Source organism: Pseudescherichia sp. L3 (assembly GCF_024656065.1).
Classification (GTDB): Bacteria; Pseudomonadota; Gammaproteobacteria; order Enterobacterales; family Enterobacteriaceae; genus Pseudescherichia.
In genome coordinates, this window is the sequence record NZ_JANKYC010000001.1 from 1,519,886 (window position 1) to 1,534,770 (window position 14,885).

Genomic DNA, 14,885 nt, shown 5'->3' on the forward strand with positions numbered 1-14,885 from the left:
CTTTAAAGATGTAATTAAAAACCTTCTATTGATTGTTTTATTGAGCCTCAAAAGGCCCTGTCAGGCCTTTTCAAGCTGCTTGAATTTTTATCTTACAGAGTTCCGGAAGATTTGTGTGCACCAGCGCCTCAGCGAACGGCGGCGGAACGGCGTTGCCGCAGCGCGCTACTTGCGCGGCTTTGGCGTAACGCGTTCCGGCGTAATCCTGATCGATGATATACCAGGACGGAAAACCCTGGGCGCGGTACAACTCCGCTGGTTGCAGCATGCGCATACCGATATCAACGATGCGGTAAACTACGCCGCTGATCGTCACCAGCCCGTCGCAGTCCGCACCGCAATACTCTTGTAGGAACGTCAACACCTCATCTGCGCGCTGCTGGTCGTACGCCTCAACGGCCAGGGTGGTCTTAACCTCCCCGACGTGCTGGCCGCCGGCCGTAATGGTCGGCATCGGCTCGTCTGTGCGCTGTCCGTCCCGGCAGGTGCCCCTCAATTTCACCAGGTGCGAGGCCACCAGCGCATGATGATCTACCGTGGTGACCGAGTGCGCTGGCTCATCAAGACCGACGCCCGGCCCTGTATAGTTCCCGCCGTAGTGTTTAGCTAGGAACGCGCTCACCGCAGCGAATTTATTCCCGCCCGCAGTAACAGTTCCCAGCGGGTTGTCCAGCTGCAGTACCCTAGGAGCTTGTCCCACACGTTCACCATAACCAACCTGGATCAGCGTTGGACATACCAGCTGCGATTTACCGCCACCGCCCGCAGTGACTGTTGCGCTCGATTCGTCGGCGCGGTGGCCGACGCTGGCACCGAACTGCCGGGCGATTAAAGGGGCCAGCACGGGCTCGATGACATTGGTTCGATTCTGCGTCAGCAGAGTGAAGAACGGCTTCTCTACCGGACGCGGCTTCATCTGGAATGTCGATCCGCCGGTCCCGGCAAACAGAGGAGCCATAACCGGCGTGGCGATCGCATAGCCGTGTTTTTTGGTAATCGTCTGCAGTGAATCCGCCAGCGCCTGGCCCCGGAAACAGTCATAACTGCCTTTGCTGGTGGTGTGGTTACATTTCACGATAAACGGCGATGCGCTATCAACTACGAACCGCTGAATGCCGCGGGCGATCCTTTTCAACGTATTTTCCGCCAGCGGCTTTTTGCGGTCAAATATGGATGGTGCCGGGATAGACCAGTCGATACATTCCGCCGCGGTGCGCCATGACTTCAGCTTGCCGCTCTGCACCGCTGGCGTCTTGGGATCACCGTACGTCGGCTCCGGCCAGGTCACCGGCACGCCATCGCAGCGCATCACCATGAAGAATCTTTTGCGAATCGTTGGCGCGCCATAGTCGCAAGCGCGCAGTTCCCGACAATCGACAGCGTAACCCAGCCCGGCCACCAGCTGCTTCGCCAGCTCACCGTCCGCAGGAATATCCAGAAACTCGCAGCACTCGAGCAGCGCCGGGTGATCCGCTGGGACGCCGCCGGAGAGCATCCCGCAGAACGCCTCAAACGTCTCCCCGGCTCGCGCCGGATCAGGGCGCATCTCGGCAGCCAGCAGCGGCCCCCACGTTTTAAACTCTTCGACGTTCTCCAGCATCATCACGCGCGGCCGCACCGCCAGCGCCCAGCGAATGACGATCCACGCCAGGCCCCTTATGGACTTCTCAACGGGCTTCGCGCCTTTCGCCTTCGAGAAGTGGCGGCAATCCGGGCTGAACCAGGCCAAACCTACCGGGCGGCCAGCAGTCGCCGTACGTGGGTCGATATCATAGACGCTCTCGCAGTAATGCAACGTGTCCGGATGATTGGTGCTGTGCATCGCCACCGCGTTGGGGTCATGGTTAATAGCGATATCCACGCTGCGCCCGATGGCCAGTTCTATCCCGGTGCTGGCCCCACCGCCCCCGGCAAAGTTATCAACGATAATTTCTCTCACACGTATTTCTCCATGGCAATAGCCAGCGAACGGGCAGCGGTTACGATCGCCGGTACCGGCATCTTCTCCAGCCACATCCGGTTGATGTGGAACTTCAGGCGGCGCTGGTGGTGCACCGGGAGATCTCCGGCGCTTTCAACCTGTGCGTAAACCAGTCCAACCTCGGCAGGCCAGACTGTTTCCGGCACATCCACCAGCAGCAGGCGCTCCAGCTCAATTATGCGGCTGGTAGCGTATCGCAGGAGCGGGTCGATATTGTTCATGCAGCACGCTCCTTTCGGCTAATACCCATCCTCATGCAAGCCACTTCAAAAATGTCCGGCTCTTTTTCGATCCCGATAAAGGACCTATCTGTCTGCTGGCAGGCAATGCCCGCGGTACCGCTTCCCATCGTGAAATCCAGTACCACGTCGCCGCGGTTACTGTAGGTTTCAATGATGTATTTCACCAGAGCCAAAGGCTTTTGCGTTGGGTGAAAATTCCCGGTCTGCTTATCGCTTGAGAAGAACTGAACGTCCCGCGGGTACCGCTTTGTCGAATCGTATTCGGTCAGCGACAGCGCCTTACCGTAGCACTCTGAATTAACGGTCTTCCGCTTACTGGTTTTACGGATGTGGCCATCAGTCATCTGTGGGTTATACGTCGGCTGGCGGCGATAAAACACCTGAATATTTTCATGCGCACGCAACGGCTGCTTTTTGGCGTTCAAGAAGCCGGTCGCGTTACCTTTTTCCCAGATCCACTCTGTGCGCCAGTCGCTCAGGTTGCTGCTGACCAGCACGCTGGTGAAGGGCTGCGCGGAGAAAAGCACGATGGCCGCGCTCGGCTTGCATACCCGGTACAGCTCGCGCCACATCCTTGGCAGATCGAGGACAGAATCCCACCGGCACTGTGTTGTGCCGTAGGGGATATCAGCGCAAACGAGATCTATGCTTCCGTCGGGAATGACAGGTAACACATCGAAGCAGTTAGTGTTGTAAAGGCGAATGCTCACGCTGCGTCCTCCGTTACTGACTCACCCGGCAATTTCGCATTCGCTTTGGCGAGCATTTTTTCCATGTTTATGAAGATCCCACGCAGGCGCTGAATCTCCGAATCGTGGTCCAGCCGATAGCTAGCCTCGTTGATCGCTCTGGTGAGCTGATTCACTGTTGCATCAGCGGAAAGCCCCAGCACTTCTGCCAGTTCGGCCTGCGCCCTGTTGAGGCTTTCGGCCTGCCGCTCCATACTTTCGCGATGCCAGCGCGCTTCCTGCTCAGTCTGCTGGAATACTTCTGCCCGGCGCTTTTCCTGCTGTTCAATAGCCGATTCGAGCCGGGTTTTTGCGCTATAGGCTTGCGAGACCAGTCTGGCGACCTCTTCCCCATGCCGCCGGTCCAGCCGGGTTTCATGGACGTAATCCGGAGCGCTGCGCAGAGATAACCGGGTGCGCTCAGTTTCACGGCGGATCCCGTCGATGACCAGTTTCACCCAGGCATCGCGGGGCAGCGTGTCGATCTGGCGCATAGTTGGCCCTTTCACCGTATACCAGCCGCCCTCTTTGCGAACCATTAGCCCGCAGCCTTCAGGGATGTCCGTTTTCTTGAGCATCCCATCGGGCACAGCGAAGACTACGGCGCTGGCGTACGCAAAATACTTTGTGAATTTACCGGCAGTCACATCAGCGCGGAAATCTGAAACAGAAACTTTGACTTCATAGACCACCGGGCAGAATTTGCTGAATGAGCACGGCAGCGCGTAGACGTCCGGGCGCGCGGTACCGCTTGGGCCGAGCTGCATGTCCTCCCAGACGATGCGGGCGGTATTCTGGCGCAGATGCTCAGCCAGATCGTGAGCCAGTGCGTTATGACCCCATTTCATGGCTGAACCTCCCCGGCGCGCAGCTTCCTGGCGATACTCAGCAGGTCTTCCCGAATACACAGCCCGTTTTCCTGGGGATCATCGCTGCCGCCGGTGACCACTAGCGGGTGGTAGGTTGCCGCAGCCGTTTCAACGCCCTGCGCTTTCAGCTCGTTAACCGCTGCTGCTGTCACAGGCTGCCGCAGCACCTCCAGCGCGTCGAACAGCAGCGCGGAGGCTGGATTTAGCGATCCCTGCACTGGCTTGATGCCGCTGGCGCTGTACTGCCAGACCAGCTGGCCGATGATTTCGGCACGGGCCACACTATCCACCGTCAGCGCATCGCACTGCTTTGTCTTTTCACGCAGCGCAGCTGTTGTGCAGTCCAGCCGTTCGGCCAGGCGAGACATCATTTTTGCAATCTCGATGATTGGCGTGTCGCTGCTCAGCGCCTTAGCAAACTCGTGGCCAACCGCGATCAGCTCTTTGTTGTTCTGTAATTCACTCATGCCCGTGCACTCCCAAAAATTTTATGAATTTCGTAACCCTGCCAGTTCTGGCGGCAAACGTCCGCGATGGATGGCCCTGAAGGCGCTGGTTGCACTGCTTTCGCTGGCGGCTTTACTTTTGCTGCTGGCGCTGTAGGTGCTGATCTGGTTCGTGTGATCTTCTTCTGCCAGCGCTGCACCAGCTGGTATTCCGGATGCTTCGGTTTGCCGATGTTCTTGACGATCCCGGCCATACGCAGGCGCTTGAGACGGTCATAGGCCTCACGGATGTCGCAGCCGAGCAGCTTGCGGATCTGGCGGGGCGTTGCCGGTCCATTTGCCGCAATGAACTCCACGATGGCTTTCTGTTTCGGTTTTAAACGGTTGCTCATAGTCACCTCATTTCGCGACACGCAGGTGGCTGACGTTTTTGCGGTAACTCGCCCAACCGAAATTAACCCAGATACCGCCGTCCATCTGGAGGCGATCCATAACGCGCGCACCCAGGGTGGTGACCAGCTCGCCGTGATTCAGGTTGGTCAGGATGCCCACGGGCCGCATGGCTGAAAGCCGGCGGTCGATAACCTGATTGATGATCACCTTCTCGCCGCTGGAGCCGCGCTGAATCCCTACTTCGTCCAGCACCAGGAGATCGACGCTGCAGAGCTCATTCAGCAGTGACGATTCAGACTGCCCGTCGTCGTAACACTCGCGGACGCGCAGCATCAGGTCAGGGATAGTCACCACCAGAACGGAGTGCCCGGCTGCCAGCAGGTGATTGCCAATGGCCGCAGCAAGATGGTTCTTCCCGGTGCCCGGCGCGCCGCTGAAAACGAAGCTTGCGAACCCGCCGCCGAAGTTCTGGGCGTAGCTTTTCGCCATGCTGTACGCCTGGCGCTGTTCCGGGCATGACACGTCGTAGTTTGCAAACGAGCAGCTGCGGTGAAGGGCCTGTATGCCAGCCCGTCCAAAAATTTTCTCTGATCGCGCCCGCTGGTTCAGCCGGTCGATTTCCTCAGAGCGTTTGCGACCCTCCGCCTGCTGCCATGCCTGCCACTCCTGAGCATTGCGGAATTTTGGCTGCACATTGGCCGGGATGATTTTCTTCAGGCGCTCAAGGGCGCTGCCGGTACCAATAATATTTTTCAAGCTACCCCCTGAATCCGTCTGGAATGTCGTTACCTGGCTGAGAAATTTGATTCACATCCCGGCCCGCCTTGCGACCGTTGAGGCCGAATTTAGGCTTGAACAAACCCTGGTACCCGTTGGCAATGCTGGCGTTGATCACGTCCACCGGATCGTGTCCCTCGTCCAGGCACTGCTTCAGCAGGCTGAACGCTTTGGTGACGGTCAGCTCGGTCTTGATGGGCTTGCCGGACTGGCGGCGATACGCGACCCACTCATTCCAGGACGATGCATTCAGCCATTCAGGAACCGGTATGCTCAGCGGATCGAACTTAACCTTCCCCCCTGGGGGATTAGAGGGGGTTAGATCTTTTATATTTGTTTTTGAAAGAATGTCTTTGGTGTTCCCTGTTTCCGGGGATGCCTTTCCCTGTTTTTGGGGATAACCATCCCCGTTTTCAGGGATGGTTTGAGGGGTATTTTCACCATCCCCTTTTTCAGGGATAGCCGTCCCTGTTTTCAGGGATGTTCTTCCCTGTTTTTGGGGATAGTTGTCCCCGTTTTCAGGGATGGTAATTACCCATGTGTCAGCTTCAGCGGACGGGAAATCCACCGGGCATTTCATGCAGTTCGGCTTGGTATACGCCCACTTATCCAGGCTGGTATTAATCCCTATGTATCTGGTTTGCCCGATGCGGCGCAGGATAATGATGTTTCGGTAAGCGAGGCTCAGCACGGCTTCAGAAACGTGCTTCACCTTCAGCGTCGTTTTGTCTGCAATGAGGCTGTTGGCGATCCGGTCTGATTTCTTTGACCAGCCATAGGTCAGCCGGACGATCGCATTCAGCACACGGAATTCACGCCCTGATAACTCGACGATACATAAGGCGTCCTGGATTTGGTTGGCTAAACGCAGATAGCCATTTTCCAGATCAGCCATACGGCTCTCCTGTTGCGCCGGAGGAGGCGCTGGGAATTTGTATATTTCAGCGGTGTTTGACATACTGCTCTCCGCAATTACCTACCGTTTTTGCACCCGAAAGCCGTTGGTGTTCGAGCACCGCGGCTTTCACCATTTTCATACCTGTCATATTCCTCCCAACATCGTTGTGACCATTGCCATCAGCGGCCCGGCGAGATCCGGCTCAAGCCTGAAAAGCGCAGCTATTCCTTCGCTCATTTCTTTCAGCTTCTGATGCCTGGGCGCGTCCAGCAGCACCGCCCGCTTGGCCTCTGCAACTTCTTTCTCGGCATGCGCCAGGCGCGTAATTTTGCAGTCACCGCCCATCAGCGCGCTGCGATGCTCCAGCGGTAGAACGGCCATGATCGCAGGCGTCAGCTGGCGCACCCGCTCCCGGCAGTCTTCTGTGTCAAAACGGTTATCGAGCCAGCGGAATAATTTCTGCCGGGCGCGGCTGATATCTGCGGAAAACTCGATCCCCTGCCCGCCGCAGTTGCGCCACTGATCCACGATATGAGCGGCGACAACGTCCTGCCCGGCTGTTGCTGCCCAGGCGCGCACTGTGTCGCGGATGTCGCCGGGGTCCGGCAAGGTATCAACGGCTTGAGAGCGATTTATCATCGCTGCCTGTGTAAATGGGATACTCTGTTGAAAAGTAAGTGTTTGCATGATTAAGCCTCTTGCTTCGGCAAACCATCGGTTGGGTTAGGGTAAAGATCAGGGCGTAGCTCATGTGGAGTGACTCCTGTAACGCTATATATTTGCAGCACGCGATCTGCTGGTACCATGCCTTGATAGCGGTTTTTCCAGCGACTTACTGACATTGGCTTTATGCCCAACATGACAGCAAGCTTTGATGCAGTCCCCGCTGTTTTGATTGCTTTTGTTAATCCGTTCATCGTTGTCTCCGGGTTTAATATAGGACAGATTAAGCCTTAGACTTAATAAATTGTCAAGCCTGAGACGAATTTTCAAGTTTAAGCAAAAGGCTTATTCTTTTGGACATGAAAGAGAAATCACTACTAAACCCGATACTGGTTGAACGCCTTAGTGAATTGAACGGGCGCGGCATGACAAAATCAGACATGGCTCGGATTGCGCAGGTTACTCCGCAATCTGTAAACGGCTGGTTCAAAAAAGGGGTTATCAGTAAGAAATCTGCCCTAGCGATCGCAGATGCTGCAGGCGTGTCTATGCCCTGGTTGTTGGGTGAGGATGTCGGCGAAAAGGACGGATTAAAACCAGATGAACAGCGCATGCTTGAGCTTTATAGGCAGCTGCCGCAGGCAGAGCAGGAAAACATGCTTCGCATTTTTTCTATCCGTCTGAAGGAGCTTGACGAGCTGTATGAGAAGTATATGAAAGGGCGGATCAAGTTCAGTGAAGATTGAAGTGATAAAAAGCATCCAGTCTATAAAATTAGGGACTTTATATGCTTACTGATAACGATGCAAAAATTGCATATGTTTACTCAAGTTTAATCGAGCCTGGTGTAGTCGTGGGAGATCCCACTCCTGGAATAGGTTTGAGGTGTGAACGTTTTCCCACTGATCTAACTCTTTCAATTAATTTTGGCGTAATTGGATTCAATGGGATTGATAACTATTCAATTGAGTTTCATATTATCTATGAAAATCAAGATGTTACTATAGAATCGCAAGAAAGTAGAGTATTGAAATATTTACCCCAATGGGGATCTAACGGTGAATTTGTAGCTGATATGTGTGTTTTTGAAAACTTTACTGCAAATGGCCCTGGATACTATTTTATTGATGCACATTTGCTTTTCAAAGATACAAATCCTGAGTCTGTTTGGGAAGTTATAGACATCAAAAAATCTTGCTTTGCTATTTCAGCTGAATGGAGAAGAGAAATCGATGGCTGAGCGCAAATATCTATCTCTACCCAACGGATCACTTGATGCAGCTAATGAAATGTTTCATAGTGATCGTCACGGTGGCGGTAGTGATGGCGGTGATGGTATGCATGCTAGAGTGGCTAAGCTTGAGTCAGATGTAACCTATATCAGGCGTGATATTGATGAACTGAAGGTAGATGTTAAATCGATAGATTCTCGATTATCAAATATAGAAAATGGAATTAACTCATTAAAATCAACCATTAAAGCTGCAGGAACTGTAGTAAGCGTCGTTTTCGTATTCTGTGCTTACGTGTTTGGTTCCTATGTCGCAAAAATCATCGATGCGCTTAACGAGCTTGTCTTAAAGTAGTATCTGCTGACAGGTTCTCTATCTCAAAGCTATCCCTGCCTCATTCCCGGCCTTAGCGCCGGGATTTTTTTTGCCTGAAATTTGCCGTCACTTTTCCCATTTAAGTCTAAAACTTAAATCAACTAACACCTCAGGCTTGACTTTTGTTAAGCCTGAGACTTAATATCACTTCAACAAAACGCAGTACCGACCACCAAGGCATGGAGCCCACGCAGTAGCTACCGGCGGCATACGAAGCACCGGGTGAGGTGGAGTTATCAACACGCAGCAGGTTTTACGTTCTGACGCCGGGAAAGACCGGGAGGATGAAATGGCAACCACCAATCAGGCAGTACCAAACAGCGGGAAAGCAGTAGCAATGCGTAACCAGCGCACCGGCGCAGCTTGGCTCGTCTCGTTTAACTACACCGATGGCACCTACTGGCACGAGCCGCAGGGCAACCTGCGCCACATTCGCCGCCCGTATGCCGCCCGCAACATTGAGCCGCACCTGGTGCCGGCGGGGACGCACTGATGAATACGTTATTCGCGTTAGTGCTGACCGTGGGTATGACCAACGGCGATTTTCAGGACGTGGTGCTGGGCGTGTATAAAGACCAGCGCCAGTGTGAAGCGGCTGCCGTTGAGCAGCATGTTGCGGGCGAGTGTTTCGAAGTAGAGCGCATCATCCGTAACGGCGAGCAGCCAGCCGTGACCCTGTAACGAAAAAACCCGCCGAAGCGGGCTCTCCGTCCGGTGACCGACCAAAGTACACCGGAAATTTAAACCACCCAGTCAATGGCGGCTTATACAGCGCCGGGGATCTTACAACCCAAAGGAGCTAAGACGCAATGAACACATATGCGTTTGTAGTTAAAGCCAAGGCGAAATCAGAGAAGAAAAACCTCTTCTGCTGGTTCTCTGCAAAATCCGACTCTCGCGCCGAACGCGAGATGCTCAACATTCTCGACGACGCTGATATTGCTGTTGGCCGTGGTGCTGACCACCAGCTGCCGCAGCGCACCGACTGGCATGTCGTGGATGATCTGCCGGAAGAAGGCGTGCTGGATGATACCTGGTGCGACCGCTACACCCTTGGTGAAGATGGCCGTTCATGGAGCCCGGTACCGGGCGACGCTGGCGCAGCTGCTGCGCCGGTGGTGAACATGGAAACCCAGCCCGCTGCCGATGCAGAGCTTCGCCCACTGTCCCGCCTGCGTCTGATCCAACGCCTCATCGCCCATCTGATGCACGATAAAGAGCTGGACCAGATTACTCTGGCGCAGCACATGGAGATCGGCGTAATGGAGTTCAAGGATGAAAACTGCTTCGTCCTGGGCTTGCGTCAGGCCATCGAAGACACCCCGGAAATCCGTGAGCTTTCTGCGCACGTGGAATGGAAACTGATCAAAGCGGTAAAAGCGGTATTCCCTCAGGACCAGAGCCACGAAGCCGAACGCATCGCTCTTTTCGTGAAAGGTTGGGTAGCAGCTGAAGCCAGCGAACGCGCCCAGCTGGTTGAGGCCTGGCTTAGCGGCGAACTGCCTGCCTCTGAACTACATGATGAAGATGATGCCGGAAAGGATGACGGGTGGACGTCTATTCGTGAGCTTTCCTTGCCTCAGCAGATTGCTGCCGCGTGGTTATTTGACCAGCAGCACATTGACCGTCAGCAACTGAGCGAGGTTAAAGAAGCGGTACTGGCAGACAACGGCGAAACCTTAAGCATTGTTGTTGCCGCGCTAACTGATCCGGCGGTATTAAATTTAACTGGCGGGGTAACTGCGGGTGTGATCCGTGCAATCCGGCAGGTATGGCCAGAAGGCTATCGGGATAGCATGACCGCAGATCTGGTTCGTCAGTTTGCCTGCGCATACTCAATTGCTACGGAGGATGGACGAAACCATATCGTGCAGTCGTGGATTGAAACCCAGCAGGCCCCGGCGGCAGAAAGCGGTACCACTGACACCGATGTAACCATTCATCAGAACTATACCTACGATCAGCGTGTACTGGGCATCTGGCTATTTGGCTTGTTCAATGAACTGAGCGCCGAACAAAAAGCCGAGATCACTCGTGTCAGTCTGGACATGGACGCAACCTATCCGCAGAACGTGCTGCTGGCCTGCCGTAATCATGATCTGCGCCAACTGCAGCATGTGTTTCCTGAAACCCTGGCGGATCTGTTTATTGATGTCCAGTCTGTCTGGACAGCTGAAGGCCCGGCACCTCAGCTGGCGCAGCTTGTCTCGTTCTTCAAAGAGTGGATTGATGCACACAACAGCAATTCATCTATCACTGCACCGGGCAAAAAAATTGATCGTGATGGTGTCACTGCTAAATGGCTTAAGAAAGCAGGCAAGACAGCTATCCAGCGCACTGATACTGGCAACAATGCTGGCGGCGGGAACCCTACCGATCGCAATCCGGATCTGAAACATACGCTCGATACCCTCGATATTGAAATCGCGGCCGCCCTGTTGCCGATGGATTACAACATCTACGAGATCCCGGGTGGCGTACTGCGTCGGGCGAAAGAAATCATCGCCAACAAAGAAGAGCCCTGGAGCTCATGGAGTGCCCAGCTGCGCAAAACGCCGGGCATTCTGGACTTTTCACGTGCTGCCGTTTTCGTCCTGATCCGTAATGCACCGGAAGGCATCCATAACGAGACGCCAAAGCTGATCAGCTATATCGCCCATAACGGCAAGGAAGTTGCGTTCATTCCTGATACCGGGAAGGACGACAGCGAAGCGCGCTGGCAGGCGGTAGAGTCGTTGCTGATCGCCCCTGGTGCTGTTGCGCCAGCTGCAGAAGATACCAGCGCTGGTGAACCAGCACAGCCTGAGGTTCAGAACCTCGGCAGCGGCATACTCTCTATCGATGGCCAGCTGGGTGAAAAATCAAAACCGGTCATCAATACCCCCTCAAATGAGGTCGCAAAACAGGAAGCGGAGAGAGTCGTAAATGTGCAGATGGAAGAGACTGACCAGAGCGAAGGCAAAGCTGGTGCTACGGTACCAGCGGTCGAAGGTGCTGATGCAGTTACTGCGCAAGCAGGCGGTTTAAGCACGGCGGAGATTCTGGCAGCCCGAGCTCCGGAACTGGCACGCGACGTCGCTGCAGATCTGCAACAGAACGACGAATTCGTGCATCAGAATGTCGAAAAAGCGATTCAGAATGCCGAAAACACGCATCAAAATGCCGAAAAAGTGCATCAGGATGAGCCAGAAGAAAAACCGCAGTGGCCAGCCTATTTTGAGCCGGGCCGTTATGAGGGTCTGCCGAACGACGTTTACCACGCGGCAAACGGCATCAGCAGCACGATGGTGAAAGACGCCAGGGTTAGCCTGATGTATTTCGAAGCACGCCACGTCTCTAAGACCATCCAGAAGGAGCGGTCAAAAGTGCTCGACATGGGCAACCTGGTGCACGCGCTGGCGCTGCAGCCGGAGACGCTGGCCGCCGAGTTCAGCATCGAGCCGGAAATCCCTGAAGGGGCGCTCACTACCACGGCGACGATCCGCGCCTGCATCGACGAATACAACGCCAGCCTACCGCCGCTGCTGAGTGCTGACGATATAAAAGCACTGCTGGAAGCGCATAACGCCACCCTGCCAGCGCCGCTGCCGCTAACCGGTGACAAAGAGGCTATTGGTCTCGCTTATGTCGGCCTGCCAGCCGAGTTTAAGCGGATTGTTGGCGACGATAAAAACTTCACCGCCACGGCTATGAAAGCGTGCATCAAAGAGTTCAACGCCACCCTGCCCGCTCAGGCGAAAACCAGCGGCAGCCGTGACGCACTCATCGAGCAGCTGGCGATCGTCAATCCTGACATGGTTGCACAGGAAGCACAGAAGCCCTCGCCGCTGAAAGTGTCCGGTACCAAAGCCGACATGATCCAGGCGCTCAAGGCAGTCCGCCCGGATGCCGTATTCGCCGACGAGCTGCTGGACGCCTGGCGCGACAACCCGGAAGGAAAGGTACTGGTGAACCGCCAGCAGCTGGCGACCGCACGCGCCATTCAGTCTGCATTACTGGCGCACCCGACCTCCGGCATGCTGCTGACACATCCGAGCCGCGCCGTAGAGACCAGCTATTTCGGCATTGACGAAGAGACAGGTTTAGAAATCCGCGTGCGCCCGGACCTCGAGCTCGAACTGGACGGCGTCCGCATCGGTGCCGACCTCAAGACTATAAGCATGTGGGATGTGAAAGCAGATGCGCTTAAAGCCCGCCTGCGTCGTGAAATCCGGATGCGTGACTATCACCTGAGCGCGGCCATGTACTGCGAAACCGCGGCGCTGGATCAGTTCTTCTGGATTTTCGTTAACAAAGACGAGAACTACCACTGGATCGCCATTATCGAGGCATCTGCAGAGCTGCTGGAACTGGGCATGCTGGAATATCGCAAAACCATGCGTGCTATCGCTACCGGGTTCGACACAGGAGAGTGGCCTGCGCCGATCACCGAAGACTATACCGATGAACTTGACGACTTCGACCTGCGCCGCCTTGAAGCGCTGCGCCTGGCTTAATGGAGAGAATGACTATGCAAAACACCAATATTGTCGCCGCTGAGCAGACTCCTAACACCATTTCTGCCAGCAACGCAGTATTCAACGTGCAGGCGCTCGGCCAGCTGACCGCCTTTGCCGAACTGATGGCGAAGTCTGCTGTAACTGTACCAAAGCACCTGGCGGGGAAACCTGCCGACTGCATGGCGATCGTCATGCAGGCTATGCAGTGGGGTATGAACCCTTACGCCGTCGCGCAGAAAACACATTTGGTCAACGGCGTGCTGGGTTACGAAGCACAGCTGGTAAACGCGGTTATCTCCAGCTCCAGCGCCATCGTGGGTCGCTTCCATTACAAATACGGTGGCGACTGGGAAAAGATCGCCGGCAAGAAAGATGGTCGGGATGAATCTGGCCTGTTTATCCGGGTCGGTGCGGTCCTGCGCGGCGAAACCGATATCACCTGGGGCGAGGACATCTACCTGGCTGACATCACCACCCGGAACTCACCGCTGTGGAAAACTGCACCCAAGCAGCAGATCGCTTACCTCGCAGTGAAGTACTGGGCACGCCTGTACTGCCCTGAGGTCATCCTCGGTGTCTACAGCCCGGATGAAGTGGAGCAGCGCGCAGAGAAGGAGATCAACCCGTCATCCGTCCAGCGCGTGAGCCTGGCTGATATCAAAGGTGACGGCGTAACAACCACACACAGCGCGCAGGAATCGGCAACCAATATTGATGCTCTGGCTGATGATTTCCGGGATCGAATTGAGTCCGCTGAAACTCTCGATCAAGCCACCAGCGTCGGCAACGAAATTAACGCCTCAAAAAACGCACTCGGAACTGCGCTGTTTACTGAGTTAAAGAACAAGGCTACGCGCCGTTATCACCTGGTGAAGCACCGTAATGCGGTTGACGCGGCGATTAACTCCCTGCCCCAGCCTGGCGAACAGGATGCTGTTGAGCGCTTCGCGGAGACCGAGCGCCTGCTGGTGTCGGTTAAGCGCCACCTGAGCGACGAGCTGTATGACCAGTTCGCCATTACCTTGGGCGATATGAAGCCGGAATACGTGAGCTAAGGGAGGCGGGAGGGGCAACTCTCCCGGTAACGTGATGAGCGATAAACAAACCCGCTGGTGCATCAGTGAGCTGAAGCTGCTGCTGACGCACAATAACCAGCAAATCGCAGAGCTGACCGGCCGCCCGCTGGTTGAGGTAGAGGATCGCCGGCTGCTGGCGAATATCGAACGGAACTGCTGGGACGTGTTTGATCCGGAGCGTGCTGAATGAGGCTAATCAACCGTAGTAAGAAAGAATCGCCAATGGCGCGCCGGGCTTGCGATGCCGCGCTGGCGCGTCATGTAGAACGGTTCGGCGATTATGCCAGCCGGGCCTCCAGTAGCGAATACACGGTGCTGGTCGACGGAATGAAGGTGAAGGTGGAAGTCCAAAACCGCAGCGCCAGCTACGTGGCCACGGCGATCACCGGCGCGCGACGGTTGCGCCACCTGGCCGGTCGGATGTCTTGATATCGAAATATCATCAACGCGCGATCAGCACAGTTATACTCGTGCTGATCGCCAGGTACTTCATATGGCACAAGTAATTTTCAATGAAGAGTGGGTTGTTGAGGAAAGGCTCACTGCCAGAACGGGCCTCGATAACCGTCAGATCGAAAAATATCGTCAAGGGTGTTGGATTGAAGGCGTGCACTTTAAACGCGTCTCACCATCAGGGGAAAAAACATTGCGCGGCATTACCTGGTACAACTACCCCAAGATCAACCAAATGATTCAGGATGCATAG

20 protein-coding genes are annotated in these 14,885 nt (G+C 55.1%); 10 read left to right on the forward strand and 10 right to left on the reverse strand.

Annotated elements, in window-relative coordinates:
- Positions 1-70 precede the first annotated feature (70 nt).
- The 10 genes from NR795_RS07395 to NR795_RS07440 form a co-directional block, all read right to left on the reverse strand.
- The gene (locus NR795_RS07395; protein ID WP_257757763.1) at positions 71-1,939 is read right to left on the reverse strand and encodes a DNA cytosine methyltransferase; all 1,869 of its coding nucleotides are present in this window, start codon (positions 1,937-1,939) and stop codon (positions 71-73) included.
- Entirely contained in the window at positions 1,936-2,193 is a 258-nt protein-coding gene (locus tag NR795_RS07400) for a hypothetical protein (protein WP_257758278.1), read from the reverse strand. Before NR795_RS07400 ends, NR795_RS07395 begins: the two co-directional genes overlap by 4 nt.
- A 5-nt stretch (positions 2,194-2,198) precedes the next feature.
- Positions 2,199-2,933, reverse strand: coding sequence for a site-specific DNA-methyltransferase (locus NR795_RS07405; RefSeq protein WP_257757764.1), 735 nt, complete (start codon positions 2,931-2,933; stop codon positions 2,199-2,201).
- Positions 2,930-3,799 carry an MmcB family DNA repair protein gene (locus NR795_RS07410; RefSeq protein ID WP_257757765.1) on the reverse strand — a complete coding sequence of 290 codons (870 nt, stop codon included), beginning with the start codon at positions 3,797-3,799 and terminating at the stop codon, positions 2,930-2,932. The genes NR795_RS07405 and NR795_RS07410 overlap by 4 nt, the downstream gene beginning before the upstream one ends.
- Entirely contained in the window at positions 3,796-4,287 is a 492-nt protein-coding gene (locus NR795_RS07415) for a hypothetical protein (RefSeq protein ID WP_257757767.1), read from the reverse strand. The genes NR795_RS07410 and NR795_RS07415 overlap by 4 nt, the downstream gene beginning before the upstream one ends.
- The gene (locus tag NR795_RS07420; RefSeq protein ID WP_257757768.1) at positions 4,284-4,658 is read right to left on the reverse strand and encodes a hypothetical protein; all 375 of its coding nucleotides are present in this window, start codon (positions 4,656-4,658) and stop codon (positions 4,284-4,286) included. Before NR795_RS07420 ends, NR795_RS07415 begins: the two co-directional genes overlap by 4 nt.
- A 7-nt stretch (positions 4,659-4,665) precedes the next feature.
- Entirely contained in the window at positions 4,666-5,415 is a 750-nt protein-coding gene (locus NR795_RS07425) for an ATP-binding protein (protein ID WP_257757770.1), read from the reverse strand.
- A gap of 1 nt (position 5,416) precedes the next feature.
- A complete protein-coding gene (locus NR795_RS07430) occupies positions 5,417-6,394 on the reverse strand; it encodes a replication protein (protein ID WP_257757773.1) in 978 nt (325 codons plus the stop codon).
- Positions 6,395-6,478: 84 nt separating this feature from the next.
- Complete coding sequence (locus NR795_RS07435; protein ID WP_257757774.1) at positions 6,479-7,021, reverse strand: toxin YdaT domain-containing protein; 543 nt, start codon at positions 7,019-7,021, stop codon at positions 6,479-6,481.
- Between the two features lie 2 nt (positions 7,022-7,023).
- Positions 7,024-7,251 (reverse strand): helix-turn-helix domain-containing protein, encoded by a 228-nt coding sequence (locus NR795_RS07440; RefSeq protein ID WP_257757775.1) that lies wholly within the window; start codon positions 7,249-7,251, stop codon positions 7,024-7,026.
- Positions 7,252-7,356: 105 nt separating this feature from the next.
- On the opposite strand from NR795_RS07440, the gene NR795_RS07445 reads away from it, so the two are divergent.
- The 10 genes from NR795_RS07445 to xisR all read left to right on the forward strand — a co-directional run bounded on the left by NR795_RS07445 (position 7,357) and on the right by xisR (position 14,885).
- Positions 7,357-7,743 carry a helix-turn-helix domain-containing protein gene (locus NR795_RS07445; RefSeq protein ID WP_257758279.1) on the forward strand — a complete coding sequence of 129 codons (387 nt, stop codon included), beginning with the start codon at positions 7,357-7,359 and terminating at the stop codon, positions 7,741-7,743.
- A 41-nt stretch (positions 7,744-7,784) separates the two neighbouring features.
- On the forward strand, positions 7,785-8,237 hold the full coding sequence (locus NR795_RS07450) for a hypothetical protein (protein ID WP_257757776.1): 453 nt from the start codon (positions 7,785-7,787) through the stop codon (positions 8,235-8,237).
- On the forward strand, positions 8,230-8,583 hold the full coding sequence (locus NR795_RS07455) for a hemolysin XhlA family protein (protein ID WP_257757777.1): 354 nt from the start codon (positions 8,230-8,232) through the stop codon (positions 8,581-8,583). Before NR795_RS07450 ends, NR795_RS07455 begins: the two co-directional genes overlap by 8 nt.
- 310 nt (positions 8,584-8,893) lie before the next feature.
- Positions 8,894-9,097: a hypothetical protein gene (locus NR795_RS07460; RefSeq protein ID WP_257758303.1), complete on the forward strand. Its 204-nt coding sequence runs from the start codon at positions 8,894-8,896 to the stop codon at positions 9,095-9,097.
- On the forward strand, positions 9,097-9,285 hold the full coding sequence (locus NR795_RS07465; protein ID WP_257757778.1) for a YebW family protein: 189 nt from the start codon (positions 9,097-9,099) through the stop codon (positions 9,283-9,285). Before NR795_RS07460 ends, NR795_RS07465 begins: the two co-directional genes overlap by 1 nt.
- A 128-nt stretch (positions 9,286-9,413) precedes the next feature.
- The gene (locus NR795_RS07470; protein ID WP_257757779.1) at positions 9,414-13,100 is read left to right on the forward strand and encodes a PD-(D/E)XK nuclease-like domain-containing protein; all 3,687 of its coding nucleotides are present in this window, start codon (positions 9,414-9,416) and stop codon (positions 13,098-13,100) included.
- Positions 13,101-13,114: 14 nt separating this feature from the next.
- Positions 13,115-14,158, forward strand: a complete 1,044-nt coding sequence (locus tag NR795_RS07475) for a RecT family recombinase (protein WP_257757780.1) — start codon at positions 13,115-13,117, stop codon at positions 14,156-14,158.
- Between the two features lie 34 nt (positions 14,159-14,192).
- The gene (locus tag NR795_RS07480; RefSeq protein ID WP_257757781.1) at positions 14,193-14,369 is read left to right on the forward strand and encodes a hypothetical protein; all 177 of its coding nucleotides are present in this window, start codon (positions 14,193-14,195) and stop codon (positions 14,367-14,369) included.
- The gene (locus NR795_RS07485; RefSeq protein WP_257757782.1) at positions 14,366-14,608 is read left to right on the forward strand and encodes a DUF4060 family protein; all 243 of its coding nucleotides are present in this window, start codon (positions 14,366-14,368) and stop codon (positions 14,606-14,608) included. The genes NR795_RS07480 and NR795_RS07485 overlap by 4 nt, the downstream gene beginning before the upstream one ends.
- A gap of 64 nt (positions 14,609-14,672) precedes the next feature.
- Positions 14,673-14,885 carry an excisionase family protein gene (gene xisR / locus NR795_RS07490; RefSeq protein WP_042394195.1) on the forward strand — a complete coding sequence of 71 codons (213 nt, stop codon included), beginning with the start codon at positions 14,673-14,675 and terminating at the stop codon, positions 14,883-14,885.